14 protein-coding genes, 1 pseudogene and 1 riboswitch are annotated in these 17,308 nt (G+C 71.6%); of the genes and pseudogenes, 11 read left to right on the forward strand and 4 right to left on the reverse strand.

All coding sequences use genetic code 11. The annotated features are described in order from the left end of the window. Positions 1 to 5: 5 nt before the first annotated feature. From hpnH to K4G64_RS06855, 6 genes are all read left to right on the forward strand, one after another. On the forward strand, positions 6 to 1,028 hold the full coding sequence (gene hpnH / locus K4G64_RS06830) for an adenosyl-hopene transferase HpnH (RefSeq protein WP_221755116.1): 1,023 nt from the start codon (positions 6 to 8) through the stop codon (positions 1,026 to 1,028). A gap of 4 nt (positions 1,029 to 1,032) precedes the next feature. Further along, complete coding sequence (gene ispG, locus K4G64_RS06835) at positions 1,033 to 2,190, forward strand: flavodoxin-dependent (E)-4-hydroxy-3-methylbut-2-enyl-diphosphate synthase (protein ID WP_221755117.1); 1,158 nt, start codon at positions 1,033 to 1,035, stop codon at positions 2,188 to 2,190. 28 nt (positions 2,191 to 2,218) lie between these two features. Beyond that, entirely contained in the window at positions 2,219 to 4,114 is a 1,896-nt protein-coding gene (gene dxs / locus K4G64_RS06840; protein ID WP_221755118.1) for a 1-deoxy-D-xylulose-5-phosphate synthase, read from the forward strand. Then, positions 4,111 to 5,526, forward strand: coding sequence for an aspartate aminotransferase family protein (locus K4G64_RS06845; RefSeq protein ID WP_221755119.1), 1,416 nt, complete (start codon positions 4,111 to 4,113; stop codon positions 5,524 to 5,526). The genes dxs and K4G64_RS06845 overlap by 4 nt, the downstream gene beginning before the upstream one ends. A gap of 61 nt (positions 5,527 to 5,587) precedes the next feature. Continuing rightward, positions 5,588 to 6,232, forward strand: a complete 645-nt coding sequence (locus tag K4G64_RS06850) for a helix-turn-helix domain-containing protein (protein WP_221755120.1) — start codon at positions 5,588 to 5,590, stop codon at positions 6,230 to 6,232. After that, a complete protein-coding gene (locus K4G64_RS06855; RefSeq protein WP_221755121.1) occupies positions 6,229 to 6,348 on the forward strand; it encodes a DUF6126 family protein in 120 nt (39 codons plus the stop codon). The genes K4G64_RS06850 and K4G64_RS06855 overlap by 4 nt, the downstream gene beginning before the upstream one ends. Positions 6,349 to 6,364: 16 nt before the next feature. Here K4G64_RS06855 and K4G64_RS06860 read toward each other — a convergent pair whose 3' ends face one another. After that, a complete protein-coding gene (locus K4G64_RS06860) occupies positions 6,365 to 7,162 on the reverse strand; it encodes a tyrosine-protein phosphatase (RefSeq protein ID WP_221755122.1) in 798 nt (265 codons plus the stop codon). Positions 7,163 to 7,341: 179 nt separating this feature from the next. Between K4G64_RS06860 and K4G64_RS06865 the strand changes: the two genes are divergently transcribed. The 3 genes from K4G64_RS06865 (at position 7,342) to K4G64_RS06875 (ending at position 11,849) form a co-directional block, all read left to right on the forward strand. Next, positions 7,342 to 9,417 carry an alpha-galactosidase gene (locus tag K4G64_RS06865; RefSeq protein ID WP_221755123.1) on the forward strand — a complete coding sequence of 692 codons (2,076 nt, stop codon included), beginning with the start codon at positions 7,342 to 7,344 and terminating at the stop codon, positions 9,415 to 9,417. A 309-nt stretch (positions 9,418 to 9,726) separates the two neighbouring features. Next, a riboswitch (cyclic di-AMP (ydaO/yuaA leader) is annotated at positions 9,727 to 9,888 on the forward strand. Positions 9,889 to 9,892: 4 nt separating this feature from the next. Next, a complete protein-coding gene (locus tag K4G64_RS06870; RefSeq protein WP_221755124.1) occupies positions 9,893 to 10,807 on the forward strand; it encodes a LysM peptidoglycan-binding domain-containing M23 family metallopeptidase in 915 nt (304 codons plus the stop codon). Between the two features lie 256 nt (positions 10,808 to 11,063). Further along, complete coding sequence (locus tag K4G64_RS06875) at positions 11,064 to 11,849, forward strand: SGNH/GDSL hydrolase family protein (protein ID WP_221755132.1); 786 nt, start codon at positions 11,064 to 11,066, stop codon at positions 11,847 to 11,849. A gap of 199 nt (positions 11,850 to 12,048) precedes the next feature. Here K4G64_RS06875 and K4G64_RS06880 read toward each other — a convergent pair whose 3' ends face one another. Together K4G64_RS06880 and K4G64_RS06885 are read right to left on the reverse strand one after the other, a co-directional pair. After that, a complete protein-coding gene (locus tag K4G64_RS06880) occupies positions 12,049 to 12,660 on the reverse strand; it encodes a TetR/AcrR family transcriptional regulator (protein ID WP_221755125.1) in 612 nt (203 codons plus the stop codon). A gap of 97 nt (positions 12,661 to 12,757) precedes the next feature. Continuing rightward, positions 12,758 to 13,936 (reverse strand): glutamate dehydrogenase, encoded by a 1,179-nt coding sequence (locus K4G64_RS06885; RefSeq protein WP_221755126.1) that lies wholly within the window; start codon positions 13,934 to 13,936, stop codon positions 12,758 to 12,760. A gap of 128 nt (positions 13,937 to 14,064) precedes the next feature. Between K4G64_RS06885 and K4G64_RS06890 the strand changes: the two genes are divergently transcribed. Next, a complete protein-coding gene (locus K4G64_RS06890; RefSeq protein WP_221755127.1) occupies positions 14,065 to 15,330 on the forward strand; it encodes an MBL fold metallo-hydrolase in 1,266 nt (421 codons plus the stop codon). A 294-nt stretch (positions 15,331 to 15,624) separates the two neighbouring features. On the opposite strand, the gene K4G64_RS06895 is transcribed toward K4G64_RS06890, so the two are convergent. Beyond that, positions 15,625 to 15,900, reverse strand: a complete 276-nt coding sequence (locus K4G64_RS06895) for a hypothetical protein (protein ID WP_221755128.1) — start codon at positions 15,898 to 15,900, stop codon at positions 15,625 to 15,627. Positions 15,901 to 16,065: 165 nt separating this feature from the next. Here K4G64_RS06895 and K4G64_RS06900 point away from each other — a divergent pair. Continuing rightward, positions 16,066 to 17,308, forward strand: a pseudogene (locus K4G64_RS06900) (ATP-binding protein); the annotation flags it as partial.

Below are 17,308 nucleotides of genomic sequence, written 5' to 3' on the forward strand. Positions count from 1 at the left end.
GCCAGATGGCCATGCCGCTCCGACAGTCCATCAAGGTCGCTACATACTTGGCTGAACAGAAGATCCGCCGACGGGACAAGTTCCCGCTGATCGTCGAGCTGGAGCCGCTGTTCGCCTGCAACCTCAAATGCGAGGGGTGCGGCAAGATCCAGCATCCGGCCGGGGTGCTCAAGCAGCGGATGCCGGTCGCCCAGGCCGTGGGGGCGGTCCTGGAGTCGGGCGCCCCGATGGTGTCCATCGCCGGCGGCGAGCCGCTGATGCACCCGCAGATCGACGAGATCGTGCGTCAGCTGGTGGCCAAGCGGAAGTACGTCTTCCTCTGCACCAACGCGATGCTGCTGCGCAAGAAGATGGACACGTTCACGCCGTCGCCCTACTTCGCCTTCGCGGTGCACATCGACGGCCTGCGCGAGCGGCACGACGAGTCGGTCGCCAAGGAGGGCGTGTTCGACGAGGCCGTGGAGGCGATCAAGGAGGCCAAGCGGCGCGGCTTCCGGGTCACCACCAACTCGACCTTCTTCAACACCGACACCCCGCAGACCATCATCGAGGTGCTGAACTTCCTCAACGACGACCTCCAGGTCGACGAGATGATGATCTCGCCCGCCTACGCCTACGAGAAGGCCCCCGACCAGGAGCACTTCCTGGGCGTGGAGCAGACCCGCGAGCTGTTCAAGAAGGCCTTCTCCGGCGGCAACCGGCGGCGCTGGCGGCTCAACCACTCCCCGCTCTTCCTGGACTTCCTGGAGGGCAAGGTCGACTTCCCCTGCACGGCGTGGGCGATCCCGAACTACTCGCTCTTCGGCTGGCAGCGCCCCTGCTACCTGATGAGCGACGGGTACGTGCCGACGTACCGCGAGCTGGTCGAGGACACCGACTGGGACAAGTACGGCCGCGGCAAGGACCCGCGCTGCGCCAACTGCATGGCGCACTGCGGCTACGAGCCCACGGCCGTCCTCGCCACCATGGGATCGCTGAAGGAGTCGCTGCGCGCCATGCGCGAGACGGTCTCCGGGAACCGGGAGTGATGTCATGACCGCTGTCTCGCTGGGCGTCCCCGAGGTGCCGGCCCGGCCGATCGCCGAGCGGCGCGTCTCGCGCCGGATCGAGGTCGGTCCGGTGGCGGTGGGGGGCGGGGCCCCGGTGTCGGTGCAGTCGATGACGACGACCCGCACGTCGGACGTCGGCGCCACGCTGCAGCAGATCGCGGAGCTGACCGCGTCCGGCTGCCAGATCGTCCGGGTCGCCTGCCCCACGCAGGACGACGCGGAAGCCCTGGCGACCATCGCCCGCAAGTCGCAGATCCCCGTGATCGCGGACATCCACTTCCAGCCGAAGTACGTGTTCGCGGCCATCGAGGCGGGCTGTGCGGCCGTCCGCGTCAACCCCGGCAACATCAAGCAGTTCGACGACCGGGTCAAGGAGATCGCCCAGGCGGCGAAGGACCACGGCACGCCGATCCGCATCGGCGTCAACGCCGGGTCGCTGGACCGGCGTCTGCTCCAGAAGTACGGCAGGGCCACCCCGGAGGCGCTCGTGGAGAGCGCGCTGTGGGAGGCGTCCCTGTTCGAGGAGCACGGCTTCCGGGACATCAAGATCTCCGTCAAGCACAACGACCCGGTCGTCATGATCGAGGCGTACAGCCAGTTGGCCGAACAGTGCGACTACCCGCTGCACCTGGGTGTGACGGAGGCCGGTCCGGCCTTCCAGGGCACGATCAAGTCGGCGGTGGCGTTCGGGGCGCTGCTGTCGCGGGGCATCGGCGACACGATCCGGGTGTCGCTGTCCGCGCCGCCGGCCGAGGAGGTCAAGGTCGGCATCCAGATCCTGCAGTCCCTCGGGCTCAAGGAGCGCCGGCTGGAGATCGTGTCGTGCCCGTCCTGCGGGCGCGCCCAGGTCGACGTCTACAAGCTGGCCGAGGAGGTCACGGCCGGACTCGACGGCATGGAGGTGCCGCTGCGGGTCGCGGTCATGGGGTGTGTGGTCAACGGGCCCGGCGAGGCACGGGAGGCCGACCTGGGGGTCGCCTCCGGCAACGGCAAGGGGCAGATCTTCGTCAAGGGCGAGGTCATCAAGACCGTCCCCGAGTCCAGGATCGTCGAGACGCTGATCGAAGAGGCGATGAAGATCGCCGAGCAGATGGAGCAGGACGGCGTGGGGTCGGGGGAGCCGGCCGTCACCGTGAGCTGAGCAGCACGGAATGCGAAGGGGGCCGACCGTGACGATTCTGGAGAGCATCCGGGGACCACGCGACCTGAAGGCGCTGTCCGAGGCGGAACTGGGGGAACTGTCGGAGGAGATCCGGGAGTTCCTGGTGCACGCGGTCGCCAGGACCGGCGGCCATCTGGGACCCAACCTGGGCGTGGTGGAGCTGACCATCGCCCTGCACCGGGTCTTCGAGTCGCCGGCCGACCGCATCCTGTGGGACACCGGCCACCAGAGCTACGTCCACAAGCTGCTGACCGGCCGCCAGGACTTCTCCAAGCTGCGGGGCAAGGGCGGCCTGTCCGGCTACCCCTCGCGCGAGGAGTCCGAGCACGACGTCATCGAGAACAGCCACGCCTCGACCGCCCTCGGCTGGGCCGACGGGCTCGCCAAGGCCCGCCAGGTGCAGGGCGAGAAGGGCCATGTCGTCGCGGTCATCGGCGACGGGGCCCTCACCGGCGGCATGGCCTGGGAGGCCCTGAACAACATCGCGGCCGCCAAGAACCGCCCGCTGATCATCGTCGTCAACGACAACGAACGCTCCTACGCCCCCACCATCGGCGGCCTCGCCAACCACCTCGCCACGCTGCGCACGACCGACGGCTACGAGCGGGTCCTGGCCTGGGGCAAGGACGTCCTCCAGGGCACGCCCGTGGTCGGCAACACCCTCTACGAGGCCCTGCACGGTGCCAAGAAGGGTTTCAAGGACGCGTTCGCCCCCCAGGGCCTCTTCGAGGACCTGGGCCTGAAGTACGTGGGGCCGATCGACGGGCACGACACCGGGGCCGTGGAATCCGCGCTGCGGCGCGCGAAACGCTTCCACGGGCCGGTGCTGGTGCACTGCCTCACGGAGAAGGGCCGCGGCTATGAGCCCGCCCTCGCCCACGAGGAGGACCACTTCCACACCGTCGGCGTGATGGACCCGCTGACCTGCGCCCCGCTCTCCCCGTCCGGCGGCCCCTCCTGGACCTCGGTGTTCGGCGAGGAGATCGTCCGGATCGGTGAGGAGCGCGAGGACGTCGTGGCGATCACCGCCGCGATGCTGCATCCCGTCGGCCTGGGCGCCTTCGCCGAGCGGTTCCCGGACCGGGTCTGGGACGTCGGCATCGCCGAGCAGCATGCGGCCGTGTCCGCGGCCGGCCTGGCGACGGGCGGGCTGCACCCGGTCGTCGCCGTCTACGCCACCTTCCTCAACCGTGCCTTCGACCAGCTCCTGATGGACGTCGCCCTGCACCGCTGCGGGGTGACCTTCGTTCTGGACCGGGCCGGGGTCACCGGCGTCGACGGTGCCTCCCACAACGGCATGTGGGACATGTCCGTCCTCCAGGTCGTGCCCGGTCTGAGGATCGCCGCGCCACGGGACGCCGACCAGCTGCGCGCCCAGCTGCGTGAGGCGGTCGCCGTGGACGACGCGCCGACGCTGCTGCGGTTCCCGAAGGAGTCCGTCGGCCCGTCGATCCCGGCCGTGGACCGGGTGAGCGGACTGGACGTGCTGCACCGTTCCGCCCGGCCGCAGGCCCTCCTGGTGGCCGTCGGTGTGATGGCGCCGGTCTGCCTTCAGGCCGCCGAACTGCTCGAAGCGCGCGGCATCGGCTGCACCGTCGTAGACCCCCGCTGGGTCAAGCCCGTCGACCCGGCGCTCCCGGGCCTCGCCGCCGAGCACCGTCTGGTGGCCGTCGTCGAGGACAACAGCCGTGCGGCCGGAGTCGGTTCGGCCGTGGCGCTGGCCCTGGGCGACGCCGACGTCGACGTGCCGGTACGGCGGTTCGGCATCCCCGAGCAGTTCCTCGCCCACGCCAAGCGCGGTGAGGTGCTCGCCGACATCGGCCTGACACCCGTCGAGGTCGCCGGACGGATCAGCGCGAGCCTGGCCGTCAAGGAAGAGCTGTCCAAGGAGCCACTGGAATGACAACCGCCGAGTCCGCGTCGGAGTCGTCGCAGGCCGGGGAGTTCGACCTCGGCAAGCTGCTGGCCGAGCGCGGGGCCGAGCGCTACGAGCTGCACACCCGGTACCTCAACCACCAGCTCCCGCGCATGCTGCACACCATCGGCTTCGACAAGGTCTACGAGCGCGCCGAGGGCGCCTACTTCTACGACGCGGACGGCAACGACTACCTGGACATGCTCGCCGGGTTCGGGGTGATGGGGCTCGGACGCCACCACCCCGTGGTGCGCAAGGCGGTGCACGACGTCCTCGACGCTCAGCTCGCCGATCTCACCCGCTTCGACTGCCAGCCACTGCCGGGCCTGCTGGCGGAGAAGCTGCTCGCGCACAGCCCGCACCTGGACCGGGTGTTCTTCGGCAACAGCGGCACCGAGGCCGTCGAGGGCGCCCTGAAGTTCGCCCGGTTCGTCACCGGCAGGCCCAGGATCCTGTACTGCACGCACGCCTTCCACGGGCTGACCACCGGCTCCCTCTCCGTGAACGGAGAGTCCGGCTTCCGCGACGGCTTCGCCCCGCTGTTGCCCGACACGGCCGTCCCGCTCGGCGACCTCGACGCGCTGGAGAGGGAGCTGAGGACGGGCGACGTTGCCGCGCTGATCGTCGAGCCGATCCAGGGCAAGGGCGTCCTCACGGGCCCGCCCGGCTGGCTGCGGGCCGCCCAGGAGCTGCTGCGCCGGCACAAGGCGCTGCTCATCGCCGACGAGGTGCAGACCGGCCTCGGCCGGACCGGCGACTTCTACGCCTACCAGCACGAGGACGGCGTCGAACCCGATCTGGTGTGCGTCGCCAAGGCACTCTCCGGCGGCTACGTGCCGGTCGGCGCCACGATCGGCAAGGACTGGATCTTCAAGAAGGTCTACTCGTCCATGGACCGCGTCCTCGTCCACTCGGCGAGCTTCGGATCCAACGCGCAGGCCATGGCGGCGGGCCTCGCGGTGCTGTCGGTGATGGAGAACGAGCAGATCGTCGCAGGCGTCCGGGCGACCGGAGAGCGGCTCAGGTCCCGGCTGGCCGCGCTCACTGACCGGTACGAGATGCTCGCCGAGGTCCGCGGCCGGGGCCTGATGATCGGCATCGAGTTCGGACGCCCGAAGTCGCTGAAGCTGCGCAGCCGCTGGGCCATGCTCCAGGCCGCCCGCAAGGGGCTCTTCGCACAGATGGTCGTCGTGCCGCTGCTGCAGCGGCACCGGATCCTCACCCAGGTCTCCGGCGACCACATGGAGGTGATCAAGCTGATCCCGCCGCTGATCATCGGCGAGCGGGAGGTGGACCGGTTCGTCGCCGCCTTCACCGCCGTGATGGACGACGCGCACAACGGCGGACTGGTGTGGGACTTCGGCAAGACCCTGGTCAAGCAGGCGGTGGCCAACCGTTAGACCGGTTTGCCTGTGAGGCAAGAAATTTGCCGCTGAGGCAAAGCTCGGGCTCAATGGAGGCATGAGCCCCTCCGAGACCGAGCCGCCCTCCGGGGCCGGCTCGCCGGCCGAACCCGCGCCCGGTGCGCTGCCCGCCGTGGCGCCCCAGCTGCGGGCCCTGCGGCGCCAGGCCTCCCTCACGCTGGAGGCCGCGGCCCGCGCCGCCGGGCTGTCGCCCGCCCACCTCTCCCGTCTGGAGACCGGGCAGCGCCAGCCCTCGCTGCCGATGCTGCTCGCGCTCGCCCGTGTCTACGGTACGACGGTCGCCGAGCTTCTCGGCGAGACGGTCGCCGGACGGGACGCCGTCATCCGCGCGGCCGACATGGAACCCACGGCGGCCGGCGGCTGGACCTACTGGCAGGCCGGCGCCCCGGGCCGCGGGATGCAGGCCCTGCGGGTCCACGTCCCGTACGGCTCCCAGGGCGACGTCGTGCGCGTCCACCCCGGCGAGGAGTGGCTCCATGTGCTGCGCGGCCGGCTGCGGCTGCGCCTCGGGGACAGCACGCACCGGCTGGCGGCCGGCGACAGCGCCCACTTCGACTCGCTCACCCCGCACCGGATCGCCGCCGAGGACCACGACGGCGTCGACCTGCTCTTTGTCCACACCCTGCTGCAGAGCCCCACGGCCGCCCTGTGCCTGGGCCCCATCCCTGGAGACGCGTCATGAGCAACATGGAGGAGAAGTTTCCCCGCGCCCTGTGGGTGAGGCTGTTCGTCTACCTCATCGCCGGCCACATCTTCGCCGCGTTCGTGTACCTGCTCTTCGAGCTCGGCGCGAAGTAGCCCGTGTCCCGGCGTCTCAGTCGAGGAGCCGCTCGCGCAGCCGCTCCCGGGTCTCCGGGGTGAGCTTCAGCCCCTTCTCCAGGTAGGGGTCGACGCCGCCCCAGGTCTCCTCGATGGTGTCGAACGCCGCCGTCAGGTACTCGGCGCGCGCGTCGAACAGGGGACTGAGCAGCTCCATGACCTCGGGGGAGTAGGCCGAGGCCGCGGAGCTGCTGCGGTGCACCTTGTACCGGCGGTGCTTGGCGTTCGACTTCAGGTAGTCCTCCACGATCGCCTCGCGCTCGACGCCCAGCGCCAGCAGCGTCACCGCCACGGACAGACCCGCGCGGTCCTTGCCCGCCGCGCAGTGCATCAGCGCGGGAACGCTGTCCTGCGCGAGCGCGTGCAGCACCCGGGAGTGCTCGTCGGTGCGGTGCTTGATGATCGTGCGGTACGAGGCGATCATGCGGCCCGCGCCCTTGCCGTCCGAGAGGATCGCGCGCAGCTGGTCCAGGTCGCCGTCGCGGACCATCTTCCAGAACTCCGCGCCGTCGGCGGGGTCGCTCAGCGGCAGGTTCACATTGCGCACGCCGGGCAGCTCGACGTCCGGACCCTCGAGCTTCTGGTCGGCCGCGTTGCGGAAGTCGAAGATCGTGTGCAGGCCCAGCGTGGTCAGGAAGGCGGCGTCCTGACCGGTCGCGTGGGCGAGGTGGCCACTGCGGAACAGCACTCCCTGGCGCACCCGCCGTCCGTCCACGGTCGGAAGTCCGCCCACATCACGGAAGTTGCGCACTCCGGCCAGCTCGGGCTCGGTCGACGGGACCTGCTGTGTCACGAGGGCTCCTCCCCTTCGGCGCCGCCGCCGCGGCTCGTCGGCGGGCACGACTCGACGATACGACATGCCTGCCTGGGGCAATGAGTTGTCCACAGGCGTTGCCCGGAGCCCCCACAGCCCTTGATGATGTTGCCGCCTGGTCGCACCTGATCGGGCTTGTTCGAATCTGTGAGGGCGCGATGCTGGACATCTCCGAAGACGGACGTACATGGGTGCTCTCCGGGCCGGCCGGCAGCTACGCCGTCCATGTCACCGAACGGGACGAACTGCTGCATCTGTACTGGGGCCCCCGGATCGGCCTCGCAGACGCCGAGGCCCTCGCCGTCCGGCCGCTGCCGGACTACTGGCCCTTCGAGTCCCCGCTCGACGGACGCGAGGAGTACCCGGTCGAGGGCGGACCCCGCTTCGTCCGCCCCGCCCTGTCCGTGCGCACGTCCGGGAGGCGCGGCACCGAGTGGGTCCACGAGGGGTACGACACCGAGGACGGCGAACTGCGGCTCCGGTTCCGTGACGGGGACCTCGCCATCACGCTGCACTACCGGATACGCCCCTCGACGGATGTCGTCGAGCGATGGGTGACCCTCGACAACCGAGGACCGGCCGTCGAGCTGCTGCGCGCCGACTCCGCCACCTGGACCCTGCCCGACCGCGACGCCTGGCGGCTGTCCCAGCTGCACGGCCGCTGGGGCGCCGAGTCCCGGCTGACGCGCTCCGGTCTCACCCACGGCGAGAAGGTCATCGGCAGCCGCCGCGGCCACACCTCGCACCAGCACCTGCCGTGGGTCGCCCTCGACACCCACGCCACCGAGGAGCACGGCGAGGTCTACAGCTGCGCCCTCGGCTGGTCCGGGTCGTGGCGGATCGCCGTGGCCCAGCTGCCGGACGCGCGCGTACAGATCACCGGCGGTGCCGGCCACGACGACTCGGGCCTGCTGACACTGGGCACGGGGGAGTCGTGCACGACCCCCGTCTTCGCCGGGCTCTGGAGCGACGGCGGCTTCGGCGGGGCCAGCCGCGCCTGGCACGCATATCAGCGGGCGCATGTCGTCCCGGACTCCGAGCGGGACCGGCCGGTGCTGTTCAACTCCTGGGAGGCCACCGAGTTCGACATCTCCGAGGAGCAGCAGCGGGCGCTCGCCGAGCGGGCCGCGGCCATGGGCGTCGAGCTGTTCGTGGTCGACGACGGCTGGTTCGGGGCGCGCACCAGCGACCGGGCCGGGCTCGGCGACTGGACCCCGAACCCCGACCGCTTCCCGGGCGGGCTGAAGCCGCTCGCCGACCATGTGCACGGTCTGGGCATGCAGTTCGGGATCTGGGTCGAGCCCGAGATGGTCAACCCGGACAGCGACCTGTACCGCGCGCACCCTGACTGGGTCCAGCACCAACCAGGACGAAAGCGGACGGAATTCCGCAATCAGCTCGTACTCAATCTCGCCCGCGAGGACGTCCGGGAGTACCTCTGGGAGCAGCTCCACGGGCTTCTCTCCAGTGCTCCCGTCGACTACGTCAAGTGGGACTTCAACCGCTGCTTCACCGACGCCGGCTGGCCGGACGACCCCTACCCGCAGCGACTGTGGGTCGACCACGTGCACGGCCTGTACGCCCTGCTGGACCGGCTGCGGGCCGCTCACCCGGGTGTGGCCTTCGAGTCCTGCTCGGGTGGCGGCGGGCGGATCGACCTCGGCGTGCTGAGCCGGACGGACCAGGTGTGGACCTCCGACAACACCGACCCGCTCGACCGGCTCGCCATCCAGCACGGCTTCAGCCAGATCCACCCGGCCCGGGTCATGGCCGCCTGGGTCACCGACAGCCCGAACGCCATGCTCAACCGGCGGGCCAGCTCCCTGCGGTTCCGGTTCGTCAGCGCCATGGCCGGGGTGCTCGGTGTCGGCGGCGACCTCACGCGGTGGACGCACGAGGAGCTCGCCGAGGCACGGGAGTGGGTGGCGCTGTACAAGGAGATCCGGCCCGTGGTGCAGCGCGGCGACCTGTACCGGCTGCGTCCCCCGGAGGGCGGCGTGAGTGCCGTGCAGTACGTCCTCGGCGACGAGACTGTCGTCCTCGCCTGGCTCCAGGCGCAGCGTTACGGCGAGCCCGTGCCGGCGCTCCGACTGCGCGGCCTGGATCCGACAGCTTCGTACGAATGCCTCGAAACGGGCGAAGTCCACCGAGGGGCCGTACTGCTGCACCACGGACTTCGCGTCGGCCTGCGCGGGGATCTGGACGCCGCGGTCGTCCGCCTTAAGCGGAAGTAGTCGTTCTGTCCGAATAGGGGGATTCGGCAGTTAAGGGATAACGTGCCCCGATCGCAAAGGAGATGAGATCGGGGTGCGTGACCATCGTCATATTCGTGACGATGTGTTGTCGCCATGTTCACGTAATTCTGGCGCTATTCAGGCTCATTGAGGAATGCGGGAGATCGGTAATCCACGCTCGGTGACGGCACTTGTGTCGACACGTCAGGGAAAACACCGTCACGCGCAACCGCAAGCTTGTCCCATTGCGTCTCGGTCGCTTACGTTCCACACCAATCCGGACGGACGCCTAATCCTGCCGCCGCCCGGAGTCCGCACACACTGACCCGACGTACGGCAGGAGCGGGGGACCCACAGGTAAGACGCCTGTTCCGGTTCCCGGAACGGCTTGGGGTTAAGTCGCGCCACGGCGCGGCCGGGCATCTCCAGCTCGCACCCGACAGCTCACCTCGCAGGCGACGGAGAGGAATTCGCCATGCCCGCGAAGGGTAAGCACCGCCGTCCCAAGACCCAGCGTTTCACCCGCTCCATCGCCGTCGCCGGAACCGGCGGGGCCGCCCTCGCCCTGCCGCTCATGGGGGCCGCCGGCGCCCACGCCGCCACCCCTCAGTCGGCTCCGGAAAAGGCCGTCCAGTCCGCTCCGGCCGCCGAGAAGAAGGCAGCCGAAAAGGCCAACGGTGCCCGCACGTACACCGTGACGGCCGGTGACTACCTCGCGAAGATCGCCGACGACCAGCACGTGAGCGGGGGCTGGAAGAAGCTCTACTCGGACAACCGTGACGCCGTCGGCTCCGACCCGTCGCTGATCCACCCCGGCCTGACGCTGTCGATCGGCAAGAAGGCCGCGAGCGCCCCGAAGTCCTCGGCCCCGGCCGCTCCGAAGGCCTCCGCCCAGAAGCCGTCCGCCGCCGAGTCGGCCCCGAAGAAGGAGACCGCCGCCAAGCCGGCCGCCGCCAAGCCCGCGGCCGCGAGCAACTCCAGCGGCTACGCCCTCCCGGTGGACGGTGCCACCGTCGGCACCCCGTACCGCATGTCCGGCAGCATGTGGTCCAGCGGCTACCACACCGGTGTCGACTTCGTCGTCCCGACCGGCACCTCCCTCAAGGCCGTCGGTGCGGGCGAGGTCGTCTCCGCCGGCTGGGGCGGCGCGTACGGCAACCAGGTCGTCATCAAGCTGAAGGACGGCCACTACGCCCAGTACGCCCACCTGTCCCAGCTCTCCGTCTCGGCCGGCCAGACCGTGACGGCCGGGCAGCAGGTCGGCCTGTCGGGCGCGACCGGCAACGTGACCGGACCGCACCTGCACTTCGAGATCCGCACCACGCCGGACTACGGCTCCGACGTCGACCCGGTCGCCTTCCTGCGCTCGCACGGCGTCTCCGTCGGCTGACCGACCGCACGACCACCTGCCTGACGCGCCTCCGAAGGCCGGACCCCGATCCCCGGGTCCGGCCTTCGGTGTGTGCGGATGGCCGCCGGTCCGCAGCCGGAGCATCCCTGACAAGCGGTGTATTCCGAAGTTGGCGAACACTTTAGGAGTGGCTTATCTCACCGCCCGTCAACTCCTTCCTACGGTCGCGTAGGTCACATTCGAAGGTGAATCATGAGCTGTTGTGGCAGACGATTCGAAGAGTGACAGCAGAGCAGTGATCGGGTCGTACGTGGCGCTGGGGGACAGCTTCACCGAGGGCGTCGGCGATCCCGGTCCCGACGGGGCGTTCGTCGGCTGGGCCGACCGGTTCGCCGTCCTGCTCGCCGACCGCAGGCCCGAGGGCGACTTCCGGTACACCAATCTCGCCGTACGCGGAAAGCTCCTCGACCAGATCGTGGCGGACCAGGTTCCGCGGGCCGTCGAGATGGCCCCGGACCTCGTCTCGTTCTGCGCCGGGGGCAACGACCTCATCCGGCCCGGTACCGACCCGGACGAGGTGGCCGAGCGTTTCGAACGGGCGCTGGTCCAGCTCACCGCCGTGTCCGGCACGGTCATGGTGACGACCGGGTTCGACACCCGTGGCGTGCCCGTGCTCAAGCACCTGCGCGGCAAGATCGCCACGTACAACGGACACGTCCGGGCCATCGCCGACCGGTACGGCTGCCCGGTCCTGGACCTGTGGTCCCTGCGCAGCGTGCAGGACCGCAGGGCCTGGGACGCCGACCGGCTGCACCTGTCGCCCGAGGGGCACACGCGCGTGGCGCTCCGCGCGGGCCAGGTGCTCGGCCTCGACGTGCCGGCCGACCCCGAGCAGGCGTGGCCCCCGCTGCCCCCGCGCGGCGCTTTCGACATGCGGCGCGACAACGTCGCCTGGGCGCGGGAGTTCCTGGTGCCGTGGATCGGGCGCCGGCTGCGCGGGGAGTCGTCGGGCGACCATGTGACGGCCAAGGGGGCGCTGTCGGCGGACGACATCAAAATGCGGATCGCGTCGGTGGCGTAAGGGCGGCTCCTGCGCGTGCGGGCCGTGCCGGGTGGGACCCCCGGCACGGCCCGCACGCGTCCTGGGCCGGGCTTCCGGGGCGAGCCGGGCCTGTGAGGCGCTTCGGGGCGCCGGCGGTTCCGGCGGCCGGGGGTGCGGGTGGTTGCGGTGGTCGGGGGGTGCCGGGCTTCGCCGGGCCGCTGCCGTTTTCGCGACGCCGTCAGGGCGGCGGCCGCTCCCGCGTCAGGCCCAACTCGCGGGCCAGTGCCTCCTCCACCCACTCCTGGGCCCGGGCTCGCGGCACCGCGCCGGCGTAGGACGTCAGCTGCACGGCGAGACCGTCGAGAAGGGCGGTGAGCCGGAAGGCCGTGCCGGCCGGGTCCGGGCAGCGGAACTCGCCGGCCGCCACCCCCTCCGCGATGACCTCGGCGAGCGCCGCCTTCCACTGCCGGTCGAGATCCTGGGCGACTTCCCGCAGCACGGGGTCGCGCAGCGCCGCCGCCCAGCCCTCGATCCACAGCCGCCAGCCCTTGGCCGGCCCGGTGGGGGCGTACCACCGCACGGCCGACCGCAGCCGGCGCAGCGCCGGTGAACGGCGGCCGAGCAGCTTGCGAAGATGCGCCAGGTCGCCCTCCGCCGCGTGCCGGAACGCGGCGGCGACCAACTGCTCCTTCGTGGAGAAGTGATAGAGGACCAGCGCGTTGCTCACGCCGAGCACCGAGGCCACATCGGCGATCCGGACCGCCGCCACACCCCTCGCCTCGATCTGCTCGATGGCGGCCCGCAGCAGATCCCCGCGCCGCTGGGCCACACTCAACCGGACTCTCGTCACGCCGTCACCCTACCCACGCGCCCACGGCCCCTCGACGGGGTGTTTTCGGCCTGTCCGGCAGGGCCCGAGCCGGCTGCCGCCGCGGAGGGCGGGCGCCTCACCGGAACCAGCCGAACCGCTCCGCGATCACCGGCAGCCGGTCCGCCGCGATCGCGTGGGCGGCCGCGCGCGGTGTCGTCCCGTCGGCCCGCGCGCGGTCCAGCATCCGCTCGACCAGCGTTCGCATCGAGCGGCGGGTGTACGCGAACGCCTCCTCGGCGTCGGCGTCGATGTCCCCGAACAGCGTCCACCACCACCAGGCGTTCGTCCCCGAGTTGACCACGACGTCCGGCAGCACAGTCACCCCGCGCGCGGCGAGCAGCACCTCCGCCTCCGGCCGTACGGGCATGTTGGCCGCCTCCACGACCCAGCGGGCGGTGATCCGCTCCTGGTTCACGGTGTCGATCGCGTACGACACGGCCGCCGGCACCAGCACGTCCGCGTCGGCCGACAGCCAGGCGTCGCCCGGCAGTTCGCGGTCGCCGGGGCGCAGCGCCAAGCGGTCCACCGTGCCGTGGGCGTCCCGCGCGGCGAGCAGCGCCTCGACGTCGAGGCCCGCCGGGTTGGCGATCGTGCCCTTGAGGTCGGCGACGGCCACGACCGTGAGCCCCGCGCGCGTGAGGAAGCGCGCCGTGGCCCCGCCCATGGTGCCGAGACCCTGGAGCGCGACCCGCGTCCCGGGGTACGGCACACCGGCCCGGTCCAGGGCGGCCAGGGCCGCCTCCGCCACACCGCAGCCGCCGACCAGCTCGTCCAGACCGATGCCGTCGACCTCGACCGCGAACGCGTCCCGCAGCCGCCGCCGGGCCTCGGCCTCGTCATCCAGCAGCGGATAGACGGCCTGGATCGAGGAGACCAGCCCCGCCTCGGCCGCGGCCCGGTCGACCAGGTCCTGGGTGAGCCCCAGGTCCTCGCCCGTCGTCCAGCAGCTCTCTATGTACGGCCGCATCGCGCGCAGGTAGCGCACCAGCAGCGGGTACGCCTCCGGATCCCGCGGATCGCAGTCGATGCCGCCCTTGGCGCCGCCGAGCGGGACGTAGCGGTTCGCGGGGTCGTAGTGCAGGGCCTCCTTCACGGTCATACCGCGGGCGAGACCCGCGACCTCGTCCAGGGTGCAGCCCGCCCGCATCCGCAGACCGCCACTGGCGACTCCGCGCACCAGCCGGTCGACGACCAGGAAGCCCTGCCGACCCGTGAGGTGATCGGTCCAGGTCAGGGAGAGCAGGGGGGTGGCCATTCGGGCTCCTTCGCCGCCGGGATACTGAATCACCGGTCAGTATCTCCTCCGGTGGGACCCCTGTGATCCGGCGTTGTCGGAGGGGCCGACCATAATGGAAAGCCTGACCGACTCCACCTGGAGGTACCGTGGCCGGTTTCCGTACCCTGAGCTCCGGGCTCCGCGCGCTCCGGCCCGGGGCGTTCGGCGCGGATCCGAGCGGTGAGCGCATGGCGCGCATCCGCAGATCGCCCCACTTCAAGGACGGGGTCTTCCAGAACCCCGGCGGCCCCGCGCGGACCCGGCCCTCGGGCTCGACCCTGGACTTCGCGAAGGTCTTCTTCGACAAGGACACCCGGCCCCGCCGCGTCCCGAAGGGCACCGTCCCGGTGCACTCCACCACCCTCGCCGACATCGCCCGGCCCCCGGGCACCGGCCTGCGGCTGACCTGGATGGGGCACTCCAGCGTCCTCGCCGAGATCGACGGCCGGCGCGTCCTGTTCGACCCGGTGTGGGGCGAGCGCTGCTCCCCCTTCTCCTTCGCCGGGCCCAAGCGGCTGCACCCCGTGCCCCTGCCGCTCGCCGCGCTCGGCCCGGTCGACGTCGTGGTGATCTCGCACGATCACTACGACCATCTGGACCTGCCCACCATCAAGGCGCTCGCGGGCACGGACACCCTGTTCGCCGTGCCCCTGGGTGTCGGCGCGCACCTGGAGCACTGGGGCGTCTCCGCCGACCGGCTGCGCGAGCTGGACTGGCACGAGACGACGAAGATCGGCGGTCTCACCCTGACCGCCACCCCGGCCCGCCACTTCTGCGGCCGCGGGCTGCGCAACACCCAGCACACCCTGTGGGCCTCCTGGGTCGTCGCCGGGGACGAGCACCGGATCTACCACAGCGGTGACACCGGCTACTTCGACGGCTTCAAGGAGATCGGCGCCGAGCACGGGCCGTTCGACGCCACGATGATCCAGATCGGCGCCTACTCCGACTTCTGGCCGGACATCCACATGACCCCCGAGGAGGGCATGCGCGCCCACCTCGACCTCCAGGGCGGACCGGAGCACGGTCCGATGCTGCCGATCCACTGGGCCACCTTCAATCTGGCGACCCATCCGTGGGCCGACCCCGGCGAGGGGACGCTCGCTGCCGCCCGCGCGGTGGGTGCCGGTGTCGCCCTGCCCCGGCCCGGCGAGCCCTTCGAGCCCACGGCCGAGACGGTCCCGTCGGAGCCGTGGTGGCGTGGGGTGGCGCTCGCCCCGGCGGGCGGTCGCGCGGCCGGGGAGGCCCTCGCCGGAGCCGGCATCAAGACCGCGTCGGACGCGGCGGCCATGGCCCAGGCCGATACGGTGAGTGACGGTGGCCGCTCGGCCGGGAAGGGCACCGAGGACCCCGAGACGCTCCCGGCGAGCTGACCCGGGGCGCATGGCGGACGAACGGCGAGGGCCGGGGAGCGAGAGGCTCCCCGGCCCTCGCCGTCTGCGTGTGACCGCTTCTGACCAGGTCGGATCGAGCTACTTGCATTCCTGGTCGGATGTGCCGAGGTGTTATCGGTCTGCCGTACGAGGCCTCATACCAGAGCGGGACGCTCACCGTATGAGTTTGTCAACTGCCCACCGCACATGATGCGCTGGCGACTACTGTCAGTGGCCGTCGAGGAGCAGGGCGGATCAGGGAGCGGGGGCCGGCACGTGCAGGCGCAGGGCGGACTAGGGAGTCGACGCGACGGGGATCCCCGCTGCCCACGCACCAACGACGCCGGCACGGGCGCTGCCGGGGACACGGACGCCGGTGGCGACCGTGCGGGCACTGCCGTCGACCGCGCGGGCACTGCCGTCGGTGGTGCGGGAACCTTCGTCGGTGGCGTGGGTGCGGCCCGGCCCGGTGAGGGTGCGGTCCGGCCCGGTGAGGGTGCGGTCCGGCTCGGCGCGGGTGCGGTCCGGCCCGGCGCGGGAGCCGTAGGGGCCTCCGGCCCGGGGCGGCACACCGGCCCCCGGGGCGTCAGCGGCGCCGGCGCCGGCGGTGGCGTGCGGAAACGAGGGGAGGCCGGGCGCGCGACCCGGGGCGCGCGCAAGCGGCCGCGCGAACCCGGCCGCGCCCCCGCAAGCCCCCCTGGCACCCCGGCCCGACGGACCAGCACGAGGACACCGATGTCTCACCTCCGCGCCCCGGCCACACGCGCAGACCGCCGTGAGGGCGGGCGGCACGGGCGGCCCGCCGTCCGCACCGCACCCGCGCTGCCCGAGACCCATATACGGCCCCAGCTGCTGCGTCTCGCGGTGCTGCCCCCCGTCGCCGTCGCCCTCAGCGGCTGCGCAGCCGTCCTCTTCACCGTCCGGTCCACCGGAACGCGGCCGGGCCTCACCCTGTGGGCCGTGCTCGGCGGTGCGGTCTTCGTGGCCCTCGTCGGCATCGTCGTCGCCGCGATCGCCGCCAACCGGGCCGCCCGGTCCGTGCACGACCGCATCGGCATCCTGCGCCGCGGCACCGCACGGCGCGAGGCCGACCTGCGCACCCTCGTCGAGGCGCTGCGCCGCGGCGACGGGCCGCCGCAGCTCGCCCCGCAGAGCCGCCACGCGGGTCCCACCGAGGACGGCGACGACTTCGACCTCCTCGCCGCCGACCTCTCCCGCGCGCACGACGGCGCCGTCACCGCCGTCGTGCAGGCCTCCCAGCTCTCCAGCCAGGCCGGCAGCGAACAGAAGCTCGAGGTGTTCGTCAACCTCGCCCGGCGGCTGCAGTCCCTGGTGCACCGCGAGATCTCCATCCTCGACGAGCTGGAGAACGAGATGGAGGACCCCGACCTGCTCAAGGGGCTCTTCCACGTCGATCACCTCGCCACCCGCATCCGCCGCCACGCCGAGAACCTCGCCGTGCTCGGCGGCGCCGTCTCCCGTCGCCAGTGGAGCAACCCGGTCTCCATGACCGAGGTGCTGCGCTCGGCCATCGCCGAGGTCGAGCAGTACTCGCGGGTCAAGCTCGTGCCGCCGATCGACGGGCAGCTGCGTGGCCACGCGGTCGCCGACGTCATCCATCTCCTGGCCGAACTCGTCGAGAACGCCACGGTGTTCTCCGCCCCGCACACCCAGGTCCTGCTGCGCGCGAACCTCGTCACCTCCGGGCTCGCCGTCGAGGTGGAGGACCGCGGACTCGGCATGCCCCTGGAGGAGCAGACGCGGATGAACGCGCTGCTCGCCGACCCCGACCAGGTGAACGTCGCCCGGCTCCTCGCGGACGGCCGCATCGGCCTGTTCGTCGTCTCCCAGCTCGCCCGGCGGCTGCAGTCCCTGGTGCACCGCGAGATCTCCATCCTCGACGAGCTGGAGAACGAGATGGAGGACCCCGACCTGCTCAAGGGGCTCTTCCACGTCGATCACCTCGCCACCCGCATCC

The sequence above is a fragment of the Streptomyces sp. WAC04114 genome, from assembly GCF_019733245.1.
Classification (GTDB): Bacteria; Actinomycetota; Actinomycetes; order Streptomycetales; family Streptomycetaceae; genus Streptomyces; species Streptomyces massasporeus_A.